This window comes from Aeromicrobium sp. Sec7.5 (genome assembly GCF_036867135.1).
In the GTDB taxonomy this organism is placed as follows: Bacteria; Actinomycetota; Actinomycetes; order Propionibacteriales; family Nocardioidaceae; genus Aeromicrobium.
This window is the reverse complement of record NZ_JBAJIJ010000002.1, coordinates 591,741-612,388: the sequence shown is the minus strand read 5'-3', so window position 1 is coordinate 612,388 and position 20,648 is coordinate 591,741. Positions and strand designations below refer to the sequence as shown.

General features: G+C 67.7%; 19 protein-coding genes, 1 tRNA gene and 1 other annotated feature. Of the genes, 9 read left to right on the top strand and 11 right to left on the bottom strand.

What is annotated here, in order from left to right; all coding sequences use genetic code 11:
• The first annotated feature begins 51 nt into the window (after positions 1-51).
• Positions 52-1,292, top strand: a protein-coding gene (locus tag V6S66_RS16255) for an IS3 family transposase (protein ID WP_334207540.1) whose coding sequence is annotated in 2 segments (ribosomal slippage) — positions 52-334 and positions 334-1,292 — 1,242 coding nt in all. Because the reading frame shifts where the segments join, the coding sequence is not laid out codon by codon here.
• Positions 333-461: a sequence feature (AL1L pseudoknot), on the top strand. It overlaps the preceding gene by 129 nt.
• Here the strand turns inward: V6S66_RS16255 and V6S66_RS16250 are convergent.
• The 7 genes from V6S66_RS16250 to V6S66_RS16225 all read right to left on the bottom strand — a co-directional run bounded on the left by V6S66_RS16250 (position 1,276) and on the right by V6S66_RS16225 (position 8,328).
• Complete coding sequence (locus V6S66_RS16250) at positions 1,276-2,301, bottom strand: hypothetical protein (RefSeq protein WP_334207831.1); 1,026 nt, start codon at positions 2,299-2,301, stop codon at positions 1,276-1,278. The two genes, V6S66_RS16255 and V6S66_RS16250, sit on opposite strands and share 17 nt — an antisense overlap.
• Before the next feature lie 295 nt (positions 2,302-2,596).
• Positions 2,597-3,001 carry a hypothetical protein gene (locus V6S66_RS16245; RefSeq protein ID WP_334207830.1) on the bottom strand — a complete coding sequence of 135 codons (405 nt, stop codon included), beginning with the start codon at positions 2,999-3,001 and terminating at the stop codon, positions 2,597-2,599.
• A gap of 176 nt (positions 3,002-3,177) precedes the next feature.
• Positions 3,178-4,083, bottom strand: a complete 906-nt coding sequence (locus V6S66_RS16240; protein ID WP_334207829.1) for a hypothetical protein — start codon at positions 4,081-4,083, stop codon at positions 3,178-3,180.
• A 419-nt stretch (positions 4,084-4,502) separates the two neighbouring features.
• Positions 4,503-5,591, bottom strand: a complete 1,089-nt coding sequence (locus tag V6S66_RS16235) for a hypothetical protein (protein ID WP_334207828.1) — start codon at positions 5,589-5,591, stop codon at positions 4,503-4,505.
• The gene (locus tag V6S66_RS16230) at positions 5,588-7,534 is read right to left on the bottom strand and encodes an HsdM family class I SAM-dependent methyltransferase (RefSeq protein ID WP_334207827.1); all 1,947 of its coding nucleotides are present in this window, start codon (positions 7,532-7,534) and stop codon (positions 5,588-5,590) included. Before V6S66_RS16230 ends, V6S66_RS16235 begins: the two co-directional genes overlap by 4 nt.
• Positions 7,535-7,889: 355 nt before the next feature.
• On the bottom strand, positions 7,890-8,144 hold the full coding sequence (locus tag V6S66_RS17080) for a helix-turn-helix domain-containing protein (protein WP_442885949.1): 255 nt from the start codon (positions 8,142-8,144) through the stop codon (positions 7,890-7,892).
• Between the two features lie 110 nt (positions 8,145-8,254).
• Positions 8,255-8,328: transfer RNA gene (locus tag V6S66_RS16225), tRNA-Gly, on the bottom strand.
• Positions 8,329-8,373: 45 nt separating this feature from the next.
• Between V6S66_RS16225 and dcd the strand changes: the two genes are divergently transcribed.
• From dcd to sigJ, 7 genes are all read left to right on the top strand, one after another.
• Positions 8,374-8,949 carry a dCTP deaminase gene (gene dcd, locus V6S66_RS16220; protein WP_334207826.1) on the top strand — a complete coding sequence of 192 codons (576 nt, stop codon included), beginning with the start codon at positions 8,374-8,376 and terminating at the stop codon, positions 8,947-8,949.
• Positions 8,949-9,878: a pseudouridine-5'-phosphate glycosidase gene (locus V6S66_RS16215; protein ID WP_334207825.1), complete on the top strand. Its 930-nt coding sequence runs from the start codon at positions 8,949-8,951 to the stop codon at positions 9,876-9,878. The genes dcd and V6S66_RS16215 overlap by 1 nt, the downstream gene beginning before the upstream one ends.
• 24 nt (positions 9,879-9,902) lie before the next feature.
• A complete protein-coding gene (locus V6S66_RS16210) occupies positions 9,903-10,775 on the top strand; it encodes a carbohydrate kinase family protein (RefSeq protein ID WP_334207824.1) in 873 nt (290 codons plus the stop codon).
• Entirely contained in the window at positions 10,772-11,491 is a 720-nt protein-coding gene (locus tag V6S66_RS16205; RefSeq protein ID WP_334207823.1) for a matrixin family metalloprotease, read from the top strand. The genes V6S66_RS16210 and V6S66_RS16205 overlap by 4 nt, the downstream gene beginning before the upstream one ends.
• 175 nt (positions 11,492-11,666) lie before the next feature.
• Positions 11,667-12,509: an alpha/beta hydrolase family protein gene (locus tag V6S66_RS16200; protein WP_334207822.1), complete on the top strand. Its 843-nt coding sequence runs from the start codon at positions 11,667-11,669 to the stop codon at positions 12,507-12,509.
• A gap of 82 nt (positions 12,510-12,591) precedes the next feature.
• Entirely contained in the window at positions 12,592-13,347 is a 756-nt protein-coding gene (locus V6S66_RS16195; RefSeq protein WP_334207821.1) for an SDR family oxidoreductase, read from the top strand.
• Positions 13,322-14,230, top strand: coding sequence for an RNA polymerase sigma factor SigJ (gene sigJ / locus V6S66_RS16190; protein ID WP_334207820.1), 909 nt, complete (start codon positions 13,322-13,324; stop codon positions 14,228-14,230). Before V6S66_RS16195 ends, sigJ begins: the two co-directional genes overlap by 26 nt.
• A 215-nt stretch (positions 14,231-14,445) precedes the next feature.
• Here sigJ and V6S66_RS16185 read toward each other — a convergent pair whose 3' ends face one another.
• From V6S66_RS16185 to V6S66_RS16170, 4 genes are all read right to left on the bottom strand, one after another.
• Complete coding sequence (locus tag V6S66_RS16185) at positions 14,446-17,655, bottom strand: heterodisulfide reductase-related iron-sulfur binding cluster (protein WP_334207819.1); 3,210 nt, start codon at positions 17,653-17,655, stop codon at positions 14,446-14,448.
• A 126-nt stretch (positions 17,656-17,781) separates the two neighbouring features.
• Positions 17,782-18,981 (bottom strand): MFS transporter, encoded by a 1,200-nt coding sequence (locus tag V6S66_RS16180; protein WP_334207818.1) that lies wholly within the window; start codon positions 18,979-18,981, stop codon positions 17,782-17,784.
• A gap of 43 nt (positions 18,982-19,024) precedes the next feature.
• Complete coding sequence (locus V6S66_RS16175; RefSeq protein WP_334207817.1) at positions 19,025-19,507, bottom strand: GNAT family N-acetyltransferase; 483 nt, start codon at positions 19,505-19,507, stop codon at positions 19,025-19,027.
• A complete protein-coding gene (locus V6S66_RS16170; RefSeq protein ID WP_334207816.1) occupies positions 19,507-20,049 on the bottom strand; it encodes an NUDIX hydrolase family protein in 543 nt (180 codons plus the stop codon). Before V6S66_RS16170 ends, V6S66_RS16175 begins: the two co-directional genes overlap by 1 nt.
• Before the next feature lie 144 nt (positions 20,050-20,193).
• On the opposite strand from V6S66_RS16170, the gene V6S66_RS16165 reads away from it, so the two are divergent.
• The gene (locus tag V6S66_RS16165) at positions 20,194-20,625 is read left to right on the top strand and encodes an FxLYD domain-containing protein (protein ID WP_334207815.1); all 432 of its coding nucleotides are present in this window, start codon (positions 20,194-20,196) and stop codon (positions 20,623-20,625) included.
• Positions 20,626-20,648: the final 23 nt, after the last annotated feature.

Below are 20,648 nucleotides of genomic sequence, written 5' to 3'. Positions count from 1 at the left end.
TGAATCGCCCCGGGATGTCTGGAGAGTCCTTTCGTTGGAAGGATGATCTTCATGGCACGTCCCTCGAGGTATCCGCTTGAGTTGCAGGAGCGCGCGGTCCGGATGGTGATCGAGTCTCGGGCTGAGTATGAGTCGGAGTACGCGGCGATCAAGTCGATCTCGGCCAAGCTCGGGATCACGTCGCCGGAGTCACTGCGCAAGTGGTTGCGGCGGGCTGAGGTCGACGATGGTGTCCGCCCTGGCAAGACGTCCGAGGAGCTGGCGGAGATCCGTGAGCTGAAGAAGGAAGTCGCTGAGCTGCGGCGGGCGAACGAGATCTTGAAGAGCGCATCGGCTTTCTTCGCGGCGGAGCTCGACCGCCCCTACCGGCACTGATCGAATTCATCGAGTCCCGCAAGGGTGAGTTCGGGGTCGAGCCGATCTGTCGCGTGCTGAGTGAGCACGGGTTGAAGATCGCCCCGTCGACTTACTACGACAACGTCTCGCGGCGACCGTCGAAGAGGGCGCTGCGTGATGGGCAGATCGTCGCGCTGATCGAGGCCGAGCGACAGCGGCAGAAGTTCGTGGCCAGGTTCGGTGCGCGCAAGATGTGGTTGCACTTGCGAGGGCGCGGACATGACGTCGCTCGGTGCACGATCGAGCGTCTCTATCGCCAGCAGGGCTGGGAAGGGGCACGGCGGCGCAAGAAGCACCGCACCACGATTGCCGACCCGTCAGCACGTCGGCCGGCGGATCTGGTCGATCGTCAGTTCCTCGCGACGCGGCCGAATCAGTTGTGGGTCGCGGACTTCACCTATGTCGCGACCTGGTCCGGGACGGTCTATGTCGCGTTCGTCTTCGACGTCTTCAGCCGCCGGATCGTGGGCTGGCGGGCAGCCACGAGGATGAAGACCGACCTGGTCTTGGACACCCTCGAGCACGCGATCTGGACCCGCTCCCAGGGCGGGGTCACCGACCTGACCGGGCTGATCCATCACACCGACGCCGGCAGTCAATACGTCTCGTTCGCGTTCACCGAGCGGCTCGTCGAGGCCGGCGTCGACCCCTCGGTCGGATCTGTCGGCGATGCCTACGACAACGCGTTGGCCGAGTCCCAGATCGGGCTGTTCAAGTCCGAGCTGATCCGCCCCGAGGGTCCCTGGCGGGGCCTGGAGCACGTCGAGCTCGAGACCCTGAACTGGGTCGACTGGTTCAACAACGAGCGCCCGCACGAATCGATCGACGACCTGACACCCGTCCAGGCCGAGGAAGTTCACTACGCTGCAAGAAACCGGCTCACGCCGACCGGCTGAGCCACCAAACCGACCCTCCAGACTCGCCGGGGCGATTCAGTACGAACTTGAACCAGTACGGCGAAGGTGTCAGGCGGAAGTCGCCGGTGTGGGCCATGCGTGCGTGCGCGGAGCCCATCCGGCTTAAGGACTTCTTGATTTCGCTCTCGGCCGTGTAGGCCCATCGCTCTTCGCCGGGCTTGGAGTTTCGTCTCGGTTCCTGGCGTTTGTACTGAACGAGAGTGAACGTACCGGCAGTTGCGTCGAAGTAGATGAGGTCGACTCCGGTGACTTTTTCAAGGCGCTTTCGGTTGACGTTCAAGATCGTCAGGCGGAACCGGTTGTCACGAAAGCTGGCCGCGCTTCCGCTGCTCATCTTCAGTTCACCGCGTCCGTCGAAGCGGCGAAGGTCGACGGCGATTAGGTCGTCTTCGATGTCATACATGACATGTTCGGGGAGGACGAGGGAGAGCGGGGAATCCGGGGTTGGGTTGTCGTCGATGTTCAGTGGAGCGGGTATCTCCATATCTGCGAGGTCGATCGCCGTGGTGATGGCGTCGCGTTCCTCGCGCATCCTTTGGCCGGCCTGACCTTCGACCCTCAGGTCTGCCTCTGCGAGTTTTGCCAGGAATGCGGCAACCTCGGGAGATAGTGATCGCAGCGCTTCAAGGAGCTGATCGGCCACGAGCGCGCCGAGGGTCTGTGCTCGCAGAGGCGGGGGAATGTTGAGATCTGGGCGCTTGCCGAGGTTCGCTTCGATGTAGTTTTCGATGCGGCCTACGGGTACCGGGTCGATCTGGATCAAAGGCTGAACTCGGACGCGATCCTTGCGTGTTGCCACCGCGTCGACCTGGTGCACCACACCGAGACCTATGACCTCCAGTCCGCGTGAACTCGCGCCCAGCGCCACCAATCTGGTTCGAGGTTTCGGCTTGTGGTCGCGCAGGAATACATCTGTGACGTATGCCGCCTCGTTGTCGGTTTCAGTGACGGATCGGGATAGGACATCACCAGCATTCCAGAGCGCCACGGGGCTCCGCATCACTGCAACCGCCCCGCTTCGAGCGTTGCAGCCTCGACGACCGCGGCAAGCCCTGTCGGGGTTCCGAGTTCTTCGAAGTTCACTTCAGCGCGCGGGTGCGTCGGAAGACCCGTCATCAACATTGTTCGATCCCTTCCCCTACGTAGTCGCGCTCGCCGATCGATTCTTACCGAGTCAACCCTCGTGCGCGCAGGATAGGGCGGTGCTGAGCTGCAATGGAGGTTCCGTCGCGGTGCTGGTTCGGGGGTTTAGGCGTGTAGGCCGGGGCATCGGACGTCATCCGTCAGAGGATCGAGCCGGTAAAGAAGCCTGTGAGTAGCAGCATGATCGCAGCGATGCAGTCTCGGATTCCGGCAGAGACCCAGTTGCTGAGTTTTATGCCTTCAAGTTCGTTGTCTGCCGCCGCGTCAAGCATTAGAGCGGCGGCCTTCTCGCTGGCTGCTTCGTGAAGCGTCAGGGTGACGCGTGGCCGAGGCAGATTCACGGCTACGCCGCTCAGAACGGCGGACAGGAGGTAGGCGCCAGCGAGTAGGGCTAGGGCGCGGGGGGCGTCGCCGGCACTGGCGACTTGAACGGCTGGAGCGACGGTCAGCGACGCGACGGCGAGGACGCCGGTGGACTTCGTGACCAGCAGGGCGAGCCGGTCGTTTTCGGCTGCCCAGTAGGCGGTCGCGGTGTCGGTGTTCACGGATGCAAGGTTGGATGAGCTGAAGGACGTGGTCCACCGAGCCTGTAGCCGCCGGTTAGCGGACCAAGCACGGGGCGCCTGCGGCAGGGAGCTGGCGAGTATCGCTGCGCCCCTGAGTGCTGGCGTTTTGAGAGTGCGGAACTTCAGCGGTGGTGGGGTGCGAACGCTGTGTTGCCTCATGTGCAAAGGGTCTTAGCGATGGCCTTAGTCACGCCGAGCGCCAGCGGACGGTCGATGAACGCGAATTCGCCTGCCTGGTTGCATTCCAAGAACCAAGTCTCGGAGGCGTCGGAGGCGAAGTCCAGAGCGCCGTAGGTGAGTCCCATCGCGCGGACGAGTGCCTTCGACCGTTCGGCAATGGTTTCAGGGACGGGCCATGGCTCCCATGTTGTGTCGCTGGCGTGTAGGCGCCAGTCGGTTCCGGGGGCAACGGTCGACGCCCCGAAAACAGCATCTTCGACTACGAAGACGCGGATGTCGGTGCGAGGGGCCACGCGTTGTTGCACGATGACGGGTTGCTGGGCCCAATGGTGGTCTCCGTAGGTCAACGCTTCGTCGAGATCAGTTGTGAAGGTGAAAGCCTGATCGCTGAACGGAAAGTAGCCGCTCGCTACGGTCTTTACTACGAAGCTTCCTCGCGATGCCGCCCATTGCGTCGCCTCGTTCCTGCTGTTAGTCACAAGCGTTGGTGGAACGTTCAGACCTACACGGGACGCCGTCCGAAGTTGTATCAGTTTGTTCTCTGCACGCCTCGATTCAAAGAGCGGGTTCATCCATTTCGCGGCACTCTCTGTCAGGAGTTCGAGTCGCGTGCGCCACTGTTCCCGCCGGACGAGAAAGTCGTCGACCTCGGCGACTGTCCTTGTTGGTTGGGCGTCTGGAAGGAACTGTCGAAGCCAGACGCTTCGAATGTTCGAAGGGAGCGGTGGCTGGTCCGGCTCCCAATTGGGGATGTCGCTCATCAGCGTCTCGGTGTTCCACCGTTCTACCGACCAGTCAGGTCGTTGGTTGATGAGACTGATGACCTGGTCGGCAGCGAAGTCGCGGTGGTTCGAGACCACCAGAACTGTCTGTGCGGTCACTACTGGCCCTTTTGGTCCTCACCGGTCTCGAGGTCGGCCTTCTTCGTCCGAGTGACCGCCGACGACTTCGTACTGGGTAGCCAGACGCCAGCCTCTTCCACGTAGGCGATTTTCTCGGTGGGCGAGTACCGCACGTGTGGCTGAGTGGCGGACGCAGTGCGTGTATGAGCGAGTTGTCGGATAAGCACCGTCGGCACCTTTCGGGTGGAGTGGAGGCAGGAGATCGGCCTCAAGGTTGTCTCTCTGGGGGAAGGCGGGTGTTACACAGTGGCGGAGTGCTCGAACCTTTCAAGTAGCCCTGTGGAGTGTCGCGGGGGGACCATGTGGAGGCGGGATCGCTTGTGTTGGACGTTGACGACCGGGGATCTCGAACGTTTCGCGCTCGCGCAGCGATCCAGTTCTGGCGCCTGAACACGGCGTCAGCGACTCGGTGACACTCGGCTAGTCACCACTTCGCGCAGTGCTGTGAGTGCCCGCGCTCGTGAGGTGGTCTGGCGTTGGTACTCGTCGGCTAGTTGCCTCTGCCGGAGTAAGTCCGGCTGGCCCTGGGCGTCAGTCGGGACGATCACTTCTACTTCTGACCGCACGTTGGTGAGGCTCGACCGAAACACTCGGTCGAAGCCGTACGCGTCTTTAGATGCGTCCAAGTAGCAGTAGACGTAGAACGGGTCGAGGTCGTCAGCAAGAATTTGGAGTCTGCCGCAGTGGTCGGTCGTGGCGAACTCATGCTTTGTCGGCAGGTAATTCCACATGAAGTTCCCGTCGATTCCCCAGAGAATCGACGGGCGGTCGAAGTCGGTCAGGTTTCCCACCGCTACGTGCCCGAACGGTGCAAGTGCGTTGGCACTGTAGATCGGGATACCGCTGTCAGCGTGGTCCTTCTTGAGTACGCGATTGCCTATCGAGAGCTCAAATCTCGTCGTGTCAGACAGGGTCAGCGTCACGTGCGGATCTTCGATGTGGAACGGGATGCTGACGCGCTCCAAGGCATCGTGGGCCTGGAGGACGGCCTCCTGCCGATTTTCGATTCTCTCTAGGCGGCTGCCGGCGTCCTCCATCGCGTCGAAGTCGAGGGAGCCATCGGACAGCACGGGTAGTTCGACGGTGACGTCTGCAACCGTGCCGGGGTAGAGCTTGGTGTACTCATTCAGGCGACCTTCGACTCGGCGACCAACGGCGGCAGCGCGGAGCTGCGGCTCGAGGATGTGCCGCAGATACGTGAGGTTCGGAATGCGCTTATCCGCGCGCGGGAGGAGGACACCTCGGTCGCGGTTCGCACTGAACCTCCCCGCCACCTGCTGTACCCGACCGCCGTAACCGTTCATGACCCATGTCAGGTAGGTGCCCTCAAAGTCGACGTCGGCGACGTGACCAAAGGGTTCGAGCAGCGAAGCCGAGTAGACCGGATGTGGTCCCGGGTTCGCGTCGACGTAGTCACGGATGTACTTCGTCTTGCCTCCGACCGGCTGGAAGATGTCGCCGACCGCGATCTCGACGGTGGCAGTCACGAGCTGAGTTCCGTCAGTAGTTCATCGAGGGCAGTACGTGCATCGTCGACGAGACCCCGGAACGCAATCGGGTCAACTTCGAACGTCTCTTCCGAAATGCCGAGCTCGACCTTCTCAGCGTGGGTCCACGCGCGATCCACCAGCCAGTTGTGAGACTCGTTGAAGTCGTCCCAACTGACAATCTTGCACCTCGGATCGGCGGTCACGTAGGCGTTCGGTTGAGCATCGAAGTACTTGAACTCACTCACGAGGGCGGTGAGATCGTTCTCGTCGATCGAGACACGACGCGTGTCACGGGACTCGCCGATCTCGGAGACGAGGTAAGTCAGCACCGGACGAGTCTGGACGGTGGTCGGGTCCGCCTTCTTTCGCAGACCCAAGATGTAGGTCTTCTTCGGGGTTGAGTAGAACGTCCGGCTGGGGAGCGCAGCAATAGTCAGGACCTCGCACTGCGTCTTCACGTACTCCAGCATCGGTGTCTGGTTCATCAGCCCATCGGGAACGACCAGGAATGCCTCACCACCGGCTTTCAGGTGTTTGACGATCCATTGCATCGCCAGTGCTTCGGTGCCTCGACCGGGTTGGTCGTAGAAGTCCTGAAGGTTCTCGGCCTCAATGGCGGACCGGATGGTGGCGGACCCCGACGTCACGTAGGGCGGATTGGTCAGGATGAGATCGTGCTGGCTCGTCTCGTCGACCTTTCCGAAGGTCCCAAGGTTCGTCCGAAGGAGCTTGAAGGTTGAGTTGAACGCGTTGTCGGCGAACTCCCTTAGATACTCCGGGGATGGGTTGGCCGAGAGCAGGTCCGACAGGTAGACGAGCATGTTTGCTTTGGCGAGAATGATCGTTCGTTCATCCTCCTTCTCGTCGGAACCCTTGTCATAGCCCACGAACGTGATCTTGGGGTCGACGCGGTTGTTGCGGGGTTCGAACTGCTTCAGCAGGGCGGGGTTCTCCGCGATGGCCTCGAGAAGGAACCCGCCTACGCCACAGAACGGATCGCAAACCGAGGCCCCGTCGCTGAGTCGGTCCGCGTTGGACATGCGGACCATCGCCTGTACGACGTTGCGGGGTGTGAAGTACTGACCGAGCGAGCGGATGCCGGCCTGCTGGCGTAGGAAGGACTCGTACAGGCGGGTCTTGAATTGGCGGTCGATGAACGCCAGCGACCCGTACTCGTCGTCGAATTTCTGGAAGTCGCGGATTACCATGGCGAACAGCTCTGCCTGAGAGATGTTCGGCTGTCCGGCCTCGTTGACGAAGATGGTCCCGTTGATCACGGTCGTTCCATCGTCGCCAGCGGGGAACAACTCCTTGATCCGTTTGCGGGAACGATCTGCGTAGTGTCGGAGAGCCTCCTGGGCATCTTCCTCGGCGAGGAGACGCACGATTCTGGAGAATGACACGTTCCCGGTGAGGACGCCGATGTCACTGAGAAACTTGAAAACCAGGATCTCGACGACGTTGTAGAGGCACTTCTCGGGCTCCTTGCCCGTATTGATCCAGATCTTCTGCCAGACCGTCTTCGCAAGTGCGCTTGGATCGATGACTCTCACTGCCACCAGTTCGTTGCTCTGGTCTGTGAGGCTCTGGTCTGCCAGCTCGATAGTCGAGACGAAGGCCCTCAGGTCCTCGGGGGCGAGGTCACCTGAGTCGAGTCGAGCCGGGTCCACATGCAGTCTGAGCGGGGTGTCGTCCGCTTGCATGATGGGCTGCTCAGTGAGCGGGTTGTACCAGTACGTCTTCTGGCCATCCGTGATGATGAGGATCTTGCACACCGCGCGGGCGATCGGTGCGTAGTGCTCGACTACGCGCGGAAGCTTCGCAGCAGTCAGTTCGCGCGGCTGCTTGATTTCGATGACGGCCTTGATCCCGCCGAGAGGCAGGAAGACAATGGCGTCCGGCTTGCGTCGCTCATCTTCGGCGGCGAGCGAGCCTCGCACATAGCGGCTCCGCTTCAGTTGAGCAAGAGTTGTGGACCCGAGGGTGAGATACCCGTACCGGCCCAGACTCCGAGAGTGACGGGCGACTTGGTCCTCGCTCACTGGTTGTGCCTTCCATTCGCTGTTCGTTGACTGAAGTGTTTCACGGTGGATAGGGGTCCACAATGGGCTCGCCCGGGCCGGTAGGGGTCGGCTGCGAAGGCGACGAAACGACCTGGCACCGTCGTGTTCTTGCCGCGTGCCGAGTCGCGCTGAATCCCGTCCGGAGGTCGCCGGATGGCGTGACTCCGCGCCGGTCGGAGCGAATCCTGCCTGTTCGTGCCGACAGTTCTCAGCTGGTGCTCGAGGCTGTGTCCTAGGGCTGAAGCAGATCGGACACGTGCAGGTCGAGCGCATTCGCAACCTTGCGAAGCGTCGAGATTCGAGTGTCCAGGGTTCCTGCCTCGAGACGACTGATGTGGACGTCGTGGACGCCGGCTAGGGCGCCCAACGCCTTCTGCGTCAAGGCTCGGTCCGTTCGCGCGGCGCGTATGCGCCCCCCGATGGCCTCTAGAAACACCCGTTCCGATACGCCCGAGGCGGCTGACTCGGATTCCGGCAGGTTTGCCATCGGGCCCCTCGCTGATTCTGAGACTGGGCGGATCCTGCCGCGAGATTCCGGGACTCGACGACCTCGACGAAATATGTGGACCGTCCAGTACTGAATATGTGGACCGGTCGTGGAGCCGATGACGGGAATCGAACCCGCATATCTTGCTTGGGAAGCAAGCGCTCTACCACTGAGCTACATCGGCGAATGTGGGACTGAGTCTAGCCACCTCGCAGGCTAGCCTGTGCACGTGCTTCTCTCCGACCGCGACATCCTCGCCGAGATCGACGCCGAACGGGTCCAGCTCGACCCCCTCGACCGCGACATGATCCAGCCCTCGAGCATCGACGTGAGGCTCGACCGGTTCTTCCGGGTCTTCGACAACCACAAGTACCCGCACATCGATCCGGCCGCGGACCAGACCGACCTCACGCGTGCCGTCGAGGTCGCCTCCGACGAGACGTTCGTTCTCCACCCGGGCGAGTTCGTCCTGGGCTCGACCTACGAGCTCGTCACGCTGCCCGACGACGTCGCCGCCCGGCTGGAGGGCAAGAGCTCGCTCGGTCGCCTCGGCCTGCTGACGCACTCGACGGCCGGCTTCATCGACCCCGGCTTCAGCGGTCACGTCACGCTCGAGCTCGCCAACGTCGCCACGCTGCCGATCGTGCTCTACCCCGGCATGAAGATCGGCCAGCTGTGCTTCTTCCGACTCACCTCGCCGGCCGACAACCCGTACGGGTCGGCGAAGTACGGCTCGCGGTACCAGGGCCAGCGCGGTCCCACGGCCAGCCGCTCCCACGCGAACTTTCACCGCACCGAGATCTGATGCCGAAGCTTCCCCTCAGCACGTCGCCCGAGGTCGCCGAGGCGCTCGCCGCAGGGCAGCCGGTCGTCGCGCTGGAGTCGACGATCATCTCCCACGGCTTGCCGCGCCCCGACAACCTCGTGGCCGCGCAGGAGTTCGAGGCGATCGTGCGCGACGCCGGGGTCGTGCCCGCCACGATCGCGGTGCTCGACGGCGAGCTCAAGGCGGGCCTCACGGGCTCCGAGCTCGAGCGCATCGCGGGCGAGGACATCCCCAAGCTCAGCGTCCGTGACCTGCCGGTCGTGCTCGCCCAGGGCGGCAGCGGTGCCACCACGGTCGCCGCCACCTCGTACATCGCCGACAAGGCCGGCATCCGCGTCTTCGCCACCGGCGGCCTCGGCGGCGTGCACCGCGGCGCCTCGGCGAGCTTCGACGAGTCGGCCGACCTCACGGTGCTGGGCGACGTGCCCATCACGGTCGTCTCGGCCGGCGTGAAGTCGATCCTCGACATCGGGGCCACGCTCGAGCGGCTCGAGACCCTCGGCGTGGTGGTGCTGGGCTTCCGGACCGAGGAGTTCCCCAGCTTCTGGCTCACGAGCTCGGGCCACCGGCTCGACTGGCGGGTCGAGGACGCGTTCGCCGTCGCCGCCGTGATGTCGAGCCGCGACGCCCTCGGCCAGCCCGCCGGCATCGTCGTGGCCAACCCGCTCCCGCTCGAGAAGCAGCTCGACCCCTCCGTGCACGACGCCGCGCTCGCGCAGGCGCTCGGCGAGGCCGAGCAGGAGGGCCTCAGCGGCAAGGACGTCACGCCGTTCCTGCTGCAGCGCATCGTCGAGATCACCGGCGGCGAGAGCCTGCGGGTCAACCTCGACATCGCGCGCAACAACATCGAGGTCGCCACGCGCATCGCGAAGGCCTGGGTCGAGCTGTCCGCCGGCCCGGGCGCCTGATCGCCCCGTCATGATCGAACGCCCGTGACCATCCTCGTCGTCGGTGACGTCGTCGACGACATCAGCGTGCTCCCGCTCGAGCCGGTCACGCCGCGCACCGACACCCGCTCGCAGATCCGGATGACGCCGGGCGGCTCGGCCGCCAACACCGCGGCCTGGCTCGGGTTCCTGGGTGCCGACGTGCGCTTCGTCGGCAAGGCCGGTGCCGACGGGGCGGTGCGGCACTCGATGGCCCTGGCCGACTTCGGTGTCGACGCACACATCGCCGCCGATCCCGTCGTGCCCACCGCCACGATCGTCCTGACGCTCGACGACGACGCCGACCGCACGATGTACGTCGACCGCGCGGCCAACGGCACCCTCACGACCGACGACGTGCCGGAGTCGGTGTGGGACGACGTCACCTGGCTGCACCTGAGTGGGTACACGTTCTTCGACCCCGCCACGCTCGGCGTCGCGCGCGACCTGCTCGCCGAGGCGCGTCGGCGGGACGTGCCGGCGAGCATCGACCCGGGCTCGGTCGCGTTCCTGCGCGAGGTGGGTCACGAGGAGTTCCTCCGCTGGACCGCGGGGGCTGACCTCGTGCTGCCCAACGCCGAGGAGGCGCGCCTGCTCACGGGGTCGACCGGGCCGTTCATCAACCACGACGTGCTCGCCGAGGCCTACCCCCACGTGGTCGTCACGATGGGCGCCACCGGAGCCACCTACGTCGGTGGCGAGGTCCGTGAGCAGGTCGTCGCGCCGCGGGTCTCCGTGCTCGACACGACCGGAGCCGGCGACGCCTTCACCGCCGGGTTCCTCGCCGCGTGGATCGATGGGCAGGACCCGAAGCTGGCGCTCGCCGGAGGCGTCGGTGCGGCGAGCCGGTGCGTCGAGATGCGGGGAGCCCGACCGTGAGCTCACGGTTGCGGGCGATCCTGGCGGTGGGGATCCTGTCCGTGCTGCTCGGCGGTGTGGGCGTCTACTCGCTCGTGACCGACCTGCCCACCGGCACGACGCTGTCGACCGATCCGGTCTCGGAGTACCAGTCGCCCCCGCTGGAGGCCCCCGGCGGCGGCGTCTACGCGTTCATGGCCACCCAGCCCGAGACCGACGACGTCCCGGTCACCTACGACCCGTGCGAGACGATCCGGGTCGTCGTCAACGAGGAGCGGGCGCCCGACGACGCCGACGAGATCCTCCGTGACGCGCTCGACGAGGTCGAGGAGCTGACGGGGCTCTCCTTCGAGGTCGACGGCACCACCGAGGACGAGCCGCTGTCGGACGACATCCGTCGCGGTGACGGGTGGCGGCCGGTGCAGATCTCCTGGAGCGACGTCGACAGCGTGCCCGAGCTGGAGGGCACGGTGGCCGGCCTCGGTGGCAGCACCTGGGCCGAGGAGGACGGCCAGCGGAGGTTCGTCACGGGCGATGTCGTGCTCGACGCCGAGGACCTCGAGCGCCTCGGCGACGACGTCACCACGATGGTGCTGCTGCATGAGCTGGGCCACCTCGTGGGTCTCGCGCACGTCGACAGCACCGACGAGCTCATGCACCCCAGCAGCGGGGGACCGGAGTGGGGCCCGGGCGACCTCGTCGGCCTCGCGGCGTTGGGTCAGGGCCCCTGCCGCTGAGCGAGCGAAGCCCCCGCCCCTTGAGTTGCGACGAGGAACGAGGAGCCTCGAAAGGGGTACCTCGGCCCCACGGGTGACCAAGGTTTCGAGGCTCGCGCGCCAGGGCGCACTCGCACCTCAACCCCCGGGGTGCAGGCGCCCGGCGGGGGGCGTCGCCGGGTGTGAGACTTGGACGGTGGATCGACGACAGCTGCTGGCCGCGACAGGCCTGCTCGCCCTGGCCGCCGCCTGTGCGCCGGGCGGGAGCGAGCCCGCTCCGCCGGCCGAGGACACCGACGAGCGTCTGGCCTACGGCGACCATCCCTCCCAGTTCGTCGACGTGTGGCGACGCACCGGGTCGGGGGAGCCCGTCGGCACCGTCGCGCTGATCCACGGCGGGTTCTGGCAGCAGCAGTTCGACCTCACCTACCTCGAGCCGTTCGCCGCGGCGGCCGCCGCACGCGGGTGGGACGTCGCCTCCTTGGAGTACCGACGGGTCGGAGGGGACGGGGGCTACCCGGCCACCTTCGACGACGTTGCGGACGGCATCGACGTGCTCAAGGGCTGGATCCGCACGCCCGACGTGGTGACGTTGGGCCACTCAGCCGGCGGTCACCTGGCGGTCTGGGCCGCCGGCCGTCCCGCATTGACCGACACGGTCTGGGGCTCGCCTGCGGTCGACGTGCGCACGGCGATCAGCCTCGCCGGCGTGCTCGACCTGCAGGCCTCCCACGACGAGCTGCTCGGCAACGGCGCCGCGGACGAGCTGATGGGCGGCCCGCCCGACGGGTCGACCTGGCCCCTGGCCGACCCGACCGCCCGCATCCCGCTCGACGTCCCGGTGCGGTGCGTCCACGCCCCGGACGACGACCTCGTGCCGATCTCGCAGTCGACCGACTACGTCGAGCGGGCCACCGCCGCCGGTGCCGATGCGACCCTGACCGAGGTGTCCGGCGGCCACTTCGCGGCGACCGAGCCCGGGACGTCCGCCGCCTCGACGCTCCTGGACGTGCTGGACGCGGCGGCCAAGCCCGTCTGACCGGGCTCACACTTCGGGCGGCTGCGTCGTCGAAGGGGTGAAGCGGGAGACACGCCCCCGCACTTCCCGAGAGGATCACCCCATGAGGATCGCCGTCGCCGGAGGAACCGGTGCCGTGGGCACCCACGTCGTCGAGCTCGCCCGGGAGGCCGGGCACGAGGTCGCGGTGCTCAGCCGTGGCACGGGCGTCGACCTGACCACGGGGGTCGGTCTGACCGAGGCGCTCGCCGGTGTCGAGGCCGTCGTCGACGTCGCCTCGACGTTCACCCTCGATGCGCAGGAGTCGCGCACGTTCTTCGGTGACACCACGCGCCGACTCCTGCAGGCCGAGGCCGCCGCCGGGACCAAGCACCACCTGGCGCTCTCGATCGTCGGCATCGACCGCGCCCCGCACGGCTACTACGCGGGCAAGGTCCTGCAGGAGGAGCTCGTGACCACGGGCCCCGTGCCGTGGACCGTGCTCCGGGCCACCCAGTTCCACGAGTTCGCCGGTCAGGTCCATGGATCCACGACGTTGGGTCCGCTCGTGCTCGTGCCCCGCATGCGCAGCGAGACGGTGGCGGCTCGCGACGTCGCCGCGCGGCTCGTCGAGCTGGTGGAAGCCGGACCGTCCGGCAGGGTCGCCGATCTCGGTGGGCCCGAGGAGGCGTGGATGGCCGACCTGTCCCGCGCCTGGGCCCGCGCCCGTGGCGACAGGCGTCGGGTGCTCGGCGTGCCGTTGCCCGGCAGGCTGGGCCGGGCGATGCGCGACGGCACCCTCGTGTCCGGCCCGGGTGCCGACCACGGCTCCACGACCTTCGAGGAGTGGCTGCGTGACCAGGCGGTCCAGCGTGCCTGAGGCGGAGGACGCCGACCGCGGGCGCCTCCTCGCCACCGCGTTCCGGCTCCTCGGCACGAGCGCCGACGCCGAGGACGCCGTGCAGGAGGCCTACGTCCGCTGGTTCCGGCTGGCGTCCACCGAACGCGAGGCCGTGCGCAACGTCGACGCGTGGTTCACGACGGTCGTGGGCCGCATCTGTCTCGACGTGCTCGGATCGGCCCGCGCCCGGCGCGAGCAGTACACGGGGGAGTGGCTCCCGGAGCCCCGGCCGGGCTCGGACCTCGCCTCCCCGGGTGCGGCGATCGACCCGGCTGAGCGGGCGAGCCTCGACGACCAGGTGACGAGTGCGCTGATGGTCGTGCTCGACTCGCTGACCCCCGCCGAGCGGGTCTCCTTCGTGCTGCACGACCTGTTCGGGCTGAGCTTCGTCGAGGTCGCGGACGTCGTCGGCCGCTCGCCGCAGGCCGCCCGCAAGCTCGCCTCCGACGCGCGGCGCGACATCCGCGAGCGCAAGGTCCGCGGCTCCTCGGCGGTCGACCACGAGCGTGTCGTGCAGGCCTTCCTCGCGGCGTGCGGCTCGGGCCAGCTCACCGACCTCGTGGCGATGCTCGACCCGAGCGTGACCTTGGTGACCGACGGTGGTGGGCGGGCCTCGATGGCGCGCCGCCCGGTGCAGGGTGCCGACCGGGTCGCCCGGTTCATGCTCGGCATCATCGAGAAGATGGCGCGCGAGGGTCGCGTCGTGGAGCCGAGCATCGAGCCGGTCGACGGGCGTGCCGCGATCGTGCTGCGGGAGTCGGGCGCGGCGCCATTCGTCATCATGCTGAACGTCGTGGACGGTGTCGTGCGCGACGTGTGGATCCAGGCCAACCCTGACAAGCTCGGCGCCTGGACGGAGTAGGCAGACCCGCGACCCCCCGGTGGTTGAGGTGCGAGGAGCGCCAGCGACGAGCCTCGAAACCTCGGTGGGGTGAGGCGGGCGGTCACCGCGGGGTGGCTTCGAGGCTCACGCCCTGGCGGGCATTCGCACCTCAACCACCGGAGGGTCTGGGAAATCGCGAGACGGCGACCGCCCCGGTGGGGGCGATCGCCGTCTCGGTCGTGCGGTGACCTCGGTCAGTCGGTCTTCTTCGCCTCGTCCGCGTCGTCCTCGTCGTCGGCGGCCATCTCGGTCGCCGCGGACGAGAGGTCCGCGCCGCTCGGGTTGGCCTCGGTCAGCGGGGCCACGTCGTCGGACTCGACCTCGGGATCGGAGCCCTCCTCGACCGACACGATGCCCTCCGGTGCGTCCGGCGAGATGGATCCGGCCTCGGGCTCGGCGGCCTCGGCCTTGTCGTCGAGCGTCTCGGCCTCCTCCTCGCGGGCCCCTTCCTCGACGGGCTCGTCGGCCTCGGGGGCCGGCGTGTCCTCGCTGGGCGAGGACTCCGTGTCGGGCTGGGCCGACGGGGCGGACTCGGCGTCGGGGTCGGTGGTGTCGCCCGGCTCGGGCTCGGCCTCCGGCTCCTCGACGTCGTCGGCCGGCTTCGCGTCGGCCTCGTCCGTGGGCTCGGCTCCGGCGGCCGGCGTGCCGGGCAGAAGGTCGGTGTTGACCGCGCCGACGTTGGCCCAGGCACCCTCCTCCTTCTCGGACGCCTCGCGGTCGTCGGCCTCGGAGTCCTCGGACGTGGCCTCGGCCTTCGCCTCGTCGCCCGCAGGCTCGGACGTCGTGGTCTCGTCGTCGGCCTCGGCCGCGTCGGCCTCGTCCTCGACCACGCCGCTGTCGCCGGCGCGGTCGCCGGGCTCACCCTCGGACTGCTCGAGCGTCTCGGCCTCGCTGTCCTCACCCTCGCGGGCGTCGGCGTTGCGCGGCTCCTCGGCGAAGTCGGACTCGTCGGTGCTGCCCGAGCCCTTCTCGTCGACCGGCACGCCCTGCTTGGCGGCGGCGTGGTCGGTGGCCTCGTCCTCGGTGGTCGTGGCGGGATCGTCGAGCTTCTCCTCCTCGACCACGTCGGCGGCGGCCTCGGTGCCCTTCTCGGCATCCTCGCCGGAGTCGCCGTCGCCGGAGTCGTCGCCCGAACCGTCGCCGGCCTTGTCGGTGGCGGCGGCAGCCGTGGCGGCCTCCGCCTCGGCGATGACCTCGGCCTCCTCCTCGGGGGCCGGGGCACGCTTCACAGCCGCGAGAAGCATCTGCGCGACGTCGATGACCTCGACCTCCTCGCGGGCCTCGCCCTCGGACTGCTTGAGGGTCAGGCCGTCCGACAGCATGACGCGGCAGAACGGGCAGCCGGTGGCGATCTTGTCGGCACCGGTGGCCACGGCCTCGACCGTGCGGTTCACGTTGATGCGCGAGCCGATGGTCTCCTCCATCCACATGCGGGCGCCACCGGCGCCGCAGCAGAAGGAGGTCTCCTTGTTGCGCGGCATCTCGGTGAACGTGGCACCCGGGATGATCTCGAGCAGCTCACGCGGCGCCTCGTAGACCTGGTTGTGACGGCCCAGGAAGCACGGGTCGTGGTACGTGATGTTGGTCCCGGCGACGGTGCCCTCGGACGCGGCGACCGGGGTCAGCTTCTTCTCGCGCACGAGGCGGTTGAGCAGCTGCGTGTGGTGCACGACCTCGAGCTCGATGCCGAACTCCTGGTACTCGTTCTTGAGCGTGTTGAAGCAGTGGGCGCAGGTCGAGACGACCTTCTTGACCTTCGTCTCCTTGAACGTCTCGACGTTCTGCATCGCGAGCTGCTGGAACACGATCTCGTTGCCGGAGCGACGCGCGGCGTCACCCGTGCAGGTCTCGCCGTCGCCCAGCACCGCGAACGTCACGCCCGCCATGTCGAGCAGCTCGGCGACGGCCTGCGTGGTCTTCTTGGCGCGGTCCTCGTAGGCGCCGGCGCAGCCGACCCAGAAGAGCCACTCGACCTCGTCGAGGTCCTCGACGTCGACGCCGACCTGCTTGACCTCGAAGTCGAGGCCGTCGGTCCACTTCAGACGGTCCTTCGGGCTCATGTTCCAGGGATTGCCCTTGCGCTCCAGGCCCTTGAAGATGTTGTTCAGCTCGGCCGGGAAGTTCGACTCCACGAGCACCTGGTAGCGGCGCATGTTGTCGATGTGGTCGACGTGCTCGATGTCGACGGGACACTGCTGCACGCAGGCGCCGCAGTTGGTGCACGACCACAGGACGTCGGGGTCGATGACGCCGTAGACGTCGGCGTCGCCGATCAGCGGACGCTCGAGCTCGGCGACCTGCGCCTCGGTGCGCTGGTCCTCGGGGATGTCGAGCAGCGGCAGCTTGGCGTGCGCGTGCTCGCGCAGGCCCAGCATGAGGAGCTTCGGCGAGAGCGGCTTCTCGGTGTTCCAGGCCGGGCACTGGCTCTGGCAGCGACCGCACTCGGTGCAGGTCGAGAAGTCCAGGAGGCCCTTCCAGCTGAAGTCCTCGACCTTGCCGACGCCGAGCTTGTTGAAGTCGTCCTCGTCGAGGTCCTCGAGCTTCTCCAGGTCGATCGGCTCGCCGCCCACGTAGAGCGGCACGAGGCCGCCGAGGGCGGTTCCGCCGTCGGACTCACGCTTGAACCAGATGTTGAACCAGGCGGTGAAGCGGTGCCAGGCGACGCCCATCGTGATGTTGCGGGCGATGACGATGAGCCACACCATCGCGAGCACGATCTTGAACATCGCGACGAAGAAGATGATGTTCTTCAGGCCGTCCTCGCCGGCCGACCCGTACAGGGCGTCGCCGACGTACCCGCTGAACGGGAAGTGGAAGCGCCCACCCTTGTCGGTGTCGCCGGTCAGCTCGAAGAGCTTGTACTCGGCGCCGCGGACGAACAGGATCGCCGCGCCCTCGAGGAGCGCCATGATCTCGACGAAGTAGGCCTGCCAGAACGTGGAGCCATAGAAGCGGCTGCCGCGCTCGAGCCGCCGCGGGTGGTTCCGCTGGCGCACGGCGATCAGGTAGATGATGCCGATCGTGCTGAGCAGTCCGAGGCCCTCGGCGATCCACTCGTAGAGGAAGAAGTGTCCGATGATCGGCCACGCGAACTCGGGATCGGCGAGCTGGAAGTACGCCTGCAACACCGCGGTCGACAGCACGAGGAACGCCGCGTAGACGAACCAGTGCATGACGCCGACGACCGTGAACTGGCCTTGCGTCATCCGGGTGTGGAGAAAGGTCTCCTTGAACATCGTGAGGGTTCGCTTGACCGGCTGGTCGCGACGTCCGATGACCGGTTGACCGGCCTTCAGGACGCGCACGAACTTCGCGGTGGCGAGGGTGATCATCGGGACGGCGACAGCCGTCACGAGCACCGACACGATGATGGCGACGAGCTGCATCAGGGCCCCAATCTCCACGCTGACAGTTGGGCTGACATTAACTCGCGAGGAGGCGGCCCGCGCACTAAGGCATGCCATACCCGCAGGTCACGTGACGGATCACTCACGGGCGTCGTCGCCGAGGTGTCGGCCGCCCCGCCCCGATCAGGGCTCGGACGGGGCCGGATCGCGGGGGATCAGCGGGATCGCCAGGACCGGGAGCACCGCGACGACCAGGAACGCGGTGGCGTAGCCCTGGTGCGTCACGAGCGCGCCGACGACCGGGGGCACGGCCGCGCTGACGAGGTACTGGCCCGTGTTCTGCCAGCCCATCGCCTTGCCGGCCCAGTAGGGTCCGCCGATCTCGGCCACGGCCGTGAACGCCAGCCCGTTGTCGGCGACCGTGACGCCCGTCGCGACGACGATCACGACGACCGCGACCCATGTCGACTCGACGAGGCCGAGCAGCAGCATCACGAGCGCCGCAGCCACGGCGACCTGACGCATGGGGCGCAGGCGGCTGCCGACGTGGTCGGACCACCAGCCCACCCCGATGCGGGCGGCGGCGCCGACGAGCTGGGACGCCGCGACGAGGGCACCGGCCCCGGCGGCGCTGAGGTCCTTGGTCTCGATGAGCCAGACCAGCATGAAGCCCCACACCGTGAACTGGGGCACGACGAGCAGCGTCGACGCGAGGTGGATCCGCACCAGCCGGGTGTCGCGCCGGTAGGGGTTGTCGAGCTGCCCCGTCGAGGCGGCCTCGACGCGGTCGGGCCGCGGTGGGTCCACGACCAGCAGGACGCAGCCGACCGTCGCGACGGCGCAGATCGCGGCGACGACGAGCATCGTCGTGCCGATGCCTGAGGTCGTCGCGAGCGGAGGCACGAGCAGCGCCGTCGCTCCGATGCCGAGCGGCAGGGCCGTCTGCCGGACGCCCATCGCGGTGCCGCGCCGGTGCGCCGGGAACCAGCCCACCACGAGTCGGCCGCTGGCGGAGTTGGTGGACCCGGCGAACAGGCCGATCACGAAGAAGCAGGCGGCGAGGGGCACGTAGCCGTCGACGAGCCCGGCGGCGAGGGCGGCGGCCGTCACCCCGGCGAGGCCCAGGGACATGGCGGTGCGCTCGCCCAGACGGTCGACCAGCGCCCCCCAGGCGACGAGTGACGCGGTCGTGCCGATCGCGGGGGTGGCCGCGATGAGTCCGGCCTGCGTGAGCGTCAGCCCCTGCTCGAGGTACAGGTACGGGATCAGGAACAGGGGGGCGTTCGCCGCGATCGTGCCGGCGACCTGCGCCACCATGCCGACGACGAGCATGAACCACGGACTCGGCGCCCGTGTCGCGCTGCTCGTCGCCGCTCTCGTCACCCGGTCAGTCTCCGCCTGTGGCGGCCGTCACCCGGGTCCGGGGTCAGGTGAGGTACTTCTTCATCCCGAGGTGGCTGGGCTCGTAGCCGAGGCGCTCGTAGAAGCGGTGCGCGTCCAGCCGGCTGCGGTTGGTGGTCAGCTGGATGCGGGCAGCACCGCGGTCGCGCGCGGCCGTCTCGATCCAGGCCATGAGCTCGCCACCCAGTCCGCGCCCACGGTGCGCCTCGTCGGTGCGGACGTTCTCGACCTGGCAGTACAGGCCTCCGTCGGCCGACAGCATGCGCAGCCACGTGATGTGCGCGGTCGCGACCACCGTGCCCTCGAGCTCGCCGACCAGGACCTGGTGCGACGGGTCGGCGACGAGCTCGGTGAGCGCAGCACGCTGCCGCGGGGTGGCGACGGTCGACGTCGGGGTCGTGGGGCTCCGCGCGTCCTGCACCATGAGTGCGAGGATCGCGTCCAGGTCGACGGCCGTCGCCTCGCGGACGACCAGGTGCCCCCTGGCTCCCGCCTCGCGGCCCGGCACTACTGCAGGGCGCCGAGGTGCGCCAGCGCCTGCTTCACGAGCACGCCGCGTCCCCCTTCGAGCTCCTCCAGGATGCCCGCGGTCAGGACCTCGGCGGGCGTGAGCCAGGAGAGCTCGAGGGCGTCCTGGCGCGGGTTGCACTCGCCGGTGACGGGCACGACGTAGACCAGCGACACGGCGTGCTGGCGCGGGTCGTGCAGCGGGGTGACGCCGGGCAGCGGGAAGTACTCCGCGACCGTGAACGGGACCGTGCTGGCGGGCAGCTGCGGGAACGCGGTCGGGCCGAGGTCCTTCTCGAGGTTGCGCAGGAGCGCGTCGCGGACCGACTCCCCGTGCATGACCCGGCCGGAGACGATCGTGCGGGACATGGCGCCGGTCGTGACCGAGCCGCCGAGCAGGAGGCCGACGTGCTCGACCTGGCCGAGGGCGTCGACGCGGACGGGGATGGCCTCCACGTACAGGATCGGTACCCGCGAGCGTGTCTCGTCGAGGGCGATGTCCGAGAGCCAGCCGGGATTGGGATCGGGGGTGCGCACGCTCATGCCCGCCATTGTCTCCCACGGCCCGAAGCGAACGCGGGACCGGAGCCGAATGTGTCGACGAAGAGCGCCCGCTGGGGCGCCTCGCTACCGTGAAGTGGTCTCTGGACGACTGTCCCGGACGAGCCGCCGACCGAGAGGTGCCCCGTGATCCGTCACGCTGTCGCGGTCGCCGCCGTCCTGGTCTCGGCCGTCACGTCGTCCGGCTGCTCGCACGACACCCCGGAGTCGTCGCACGACGACGTGCACGTCGACCCCGGCGGAGACGCCGCCCACCTCCCGCCGATCCCGGACATGGACGGGGCGGAGGGGGCCGTGGCCGACGCGACGTTCGACGACTGCGCCACCACCCCGGGTCCGCACGTCGTGCGGGGCACGGTCGAGAACTCCGCCGACGAGGCCATGACCTACGTCGTGGCCGTGAGCTGGATCGACCGCGAGGCCGACGTCGCGCAACGGGGCGTGGCGGAGATGGTCGACGTCCCCGCGGGCGACTCGGCCGACTTCACCGTGACCGCCGACGTGCCCGACGGCGTCACGTCCTGCACGTACTACGTGCTGCGGGCGCCCACCGACTGAGACCCGTCCGACACCCGGCTCGT

What these genes read in the sequence shown, in the direction of transcription:
- V6S66_RS17080 (WP_442885949.1), bottom strand. Translation starts at nt 8,144, where the DNA reads ATGGCAAACCTGCCGGAATCCGAGTCAGCCGCCTCGGGCGTATCGGAA.
- V6S66_RS16215 (WP_334207825.1), top strand. Translation starts at nt 8,949, where the DNA reads ATGCCGAAGCTTCCCCTCAGCACGTCGCCCGAGGTCGCCGAGGCGCTC.
- V6S66_RS16195 (WP_334207821.1), top strand. Translation starts at nt 12,592, where the DNA reads ATGAGGATCGCCGTCGCCGGAGGAACCGGTGCCGTGGGCACCCACGTC.
- V6S66_RS16170 (WP_334207816.1), bottom strand. Translation starts at nt 20,049, where the DNA reads ATGAGCGTGCGCACCCCCGATCCCAATCCCGGCTGGCTCTCGGACATC.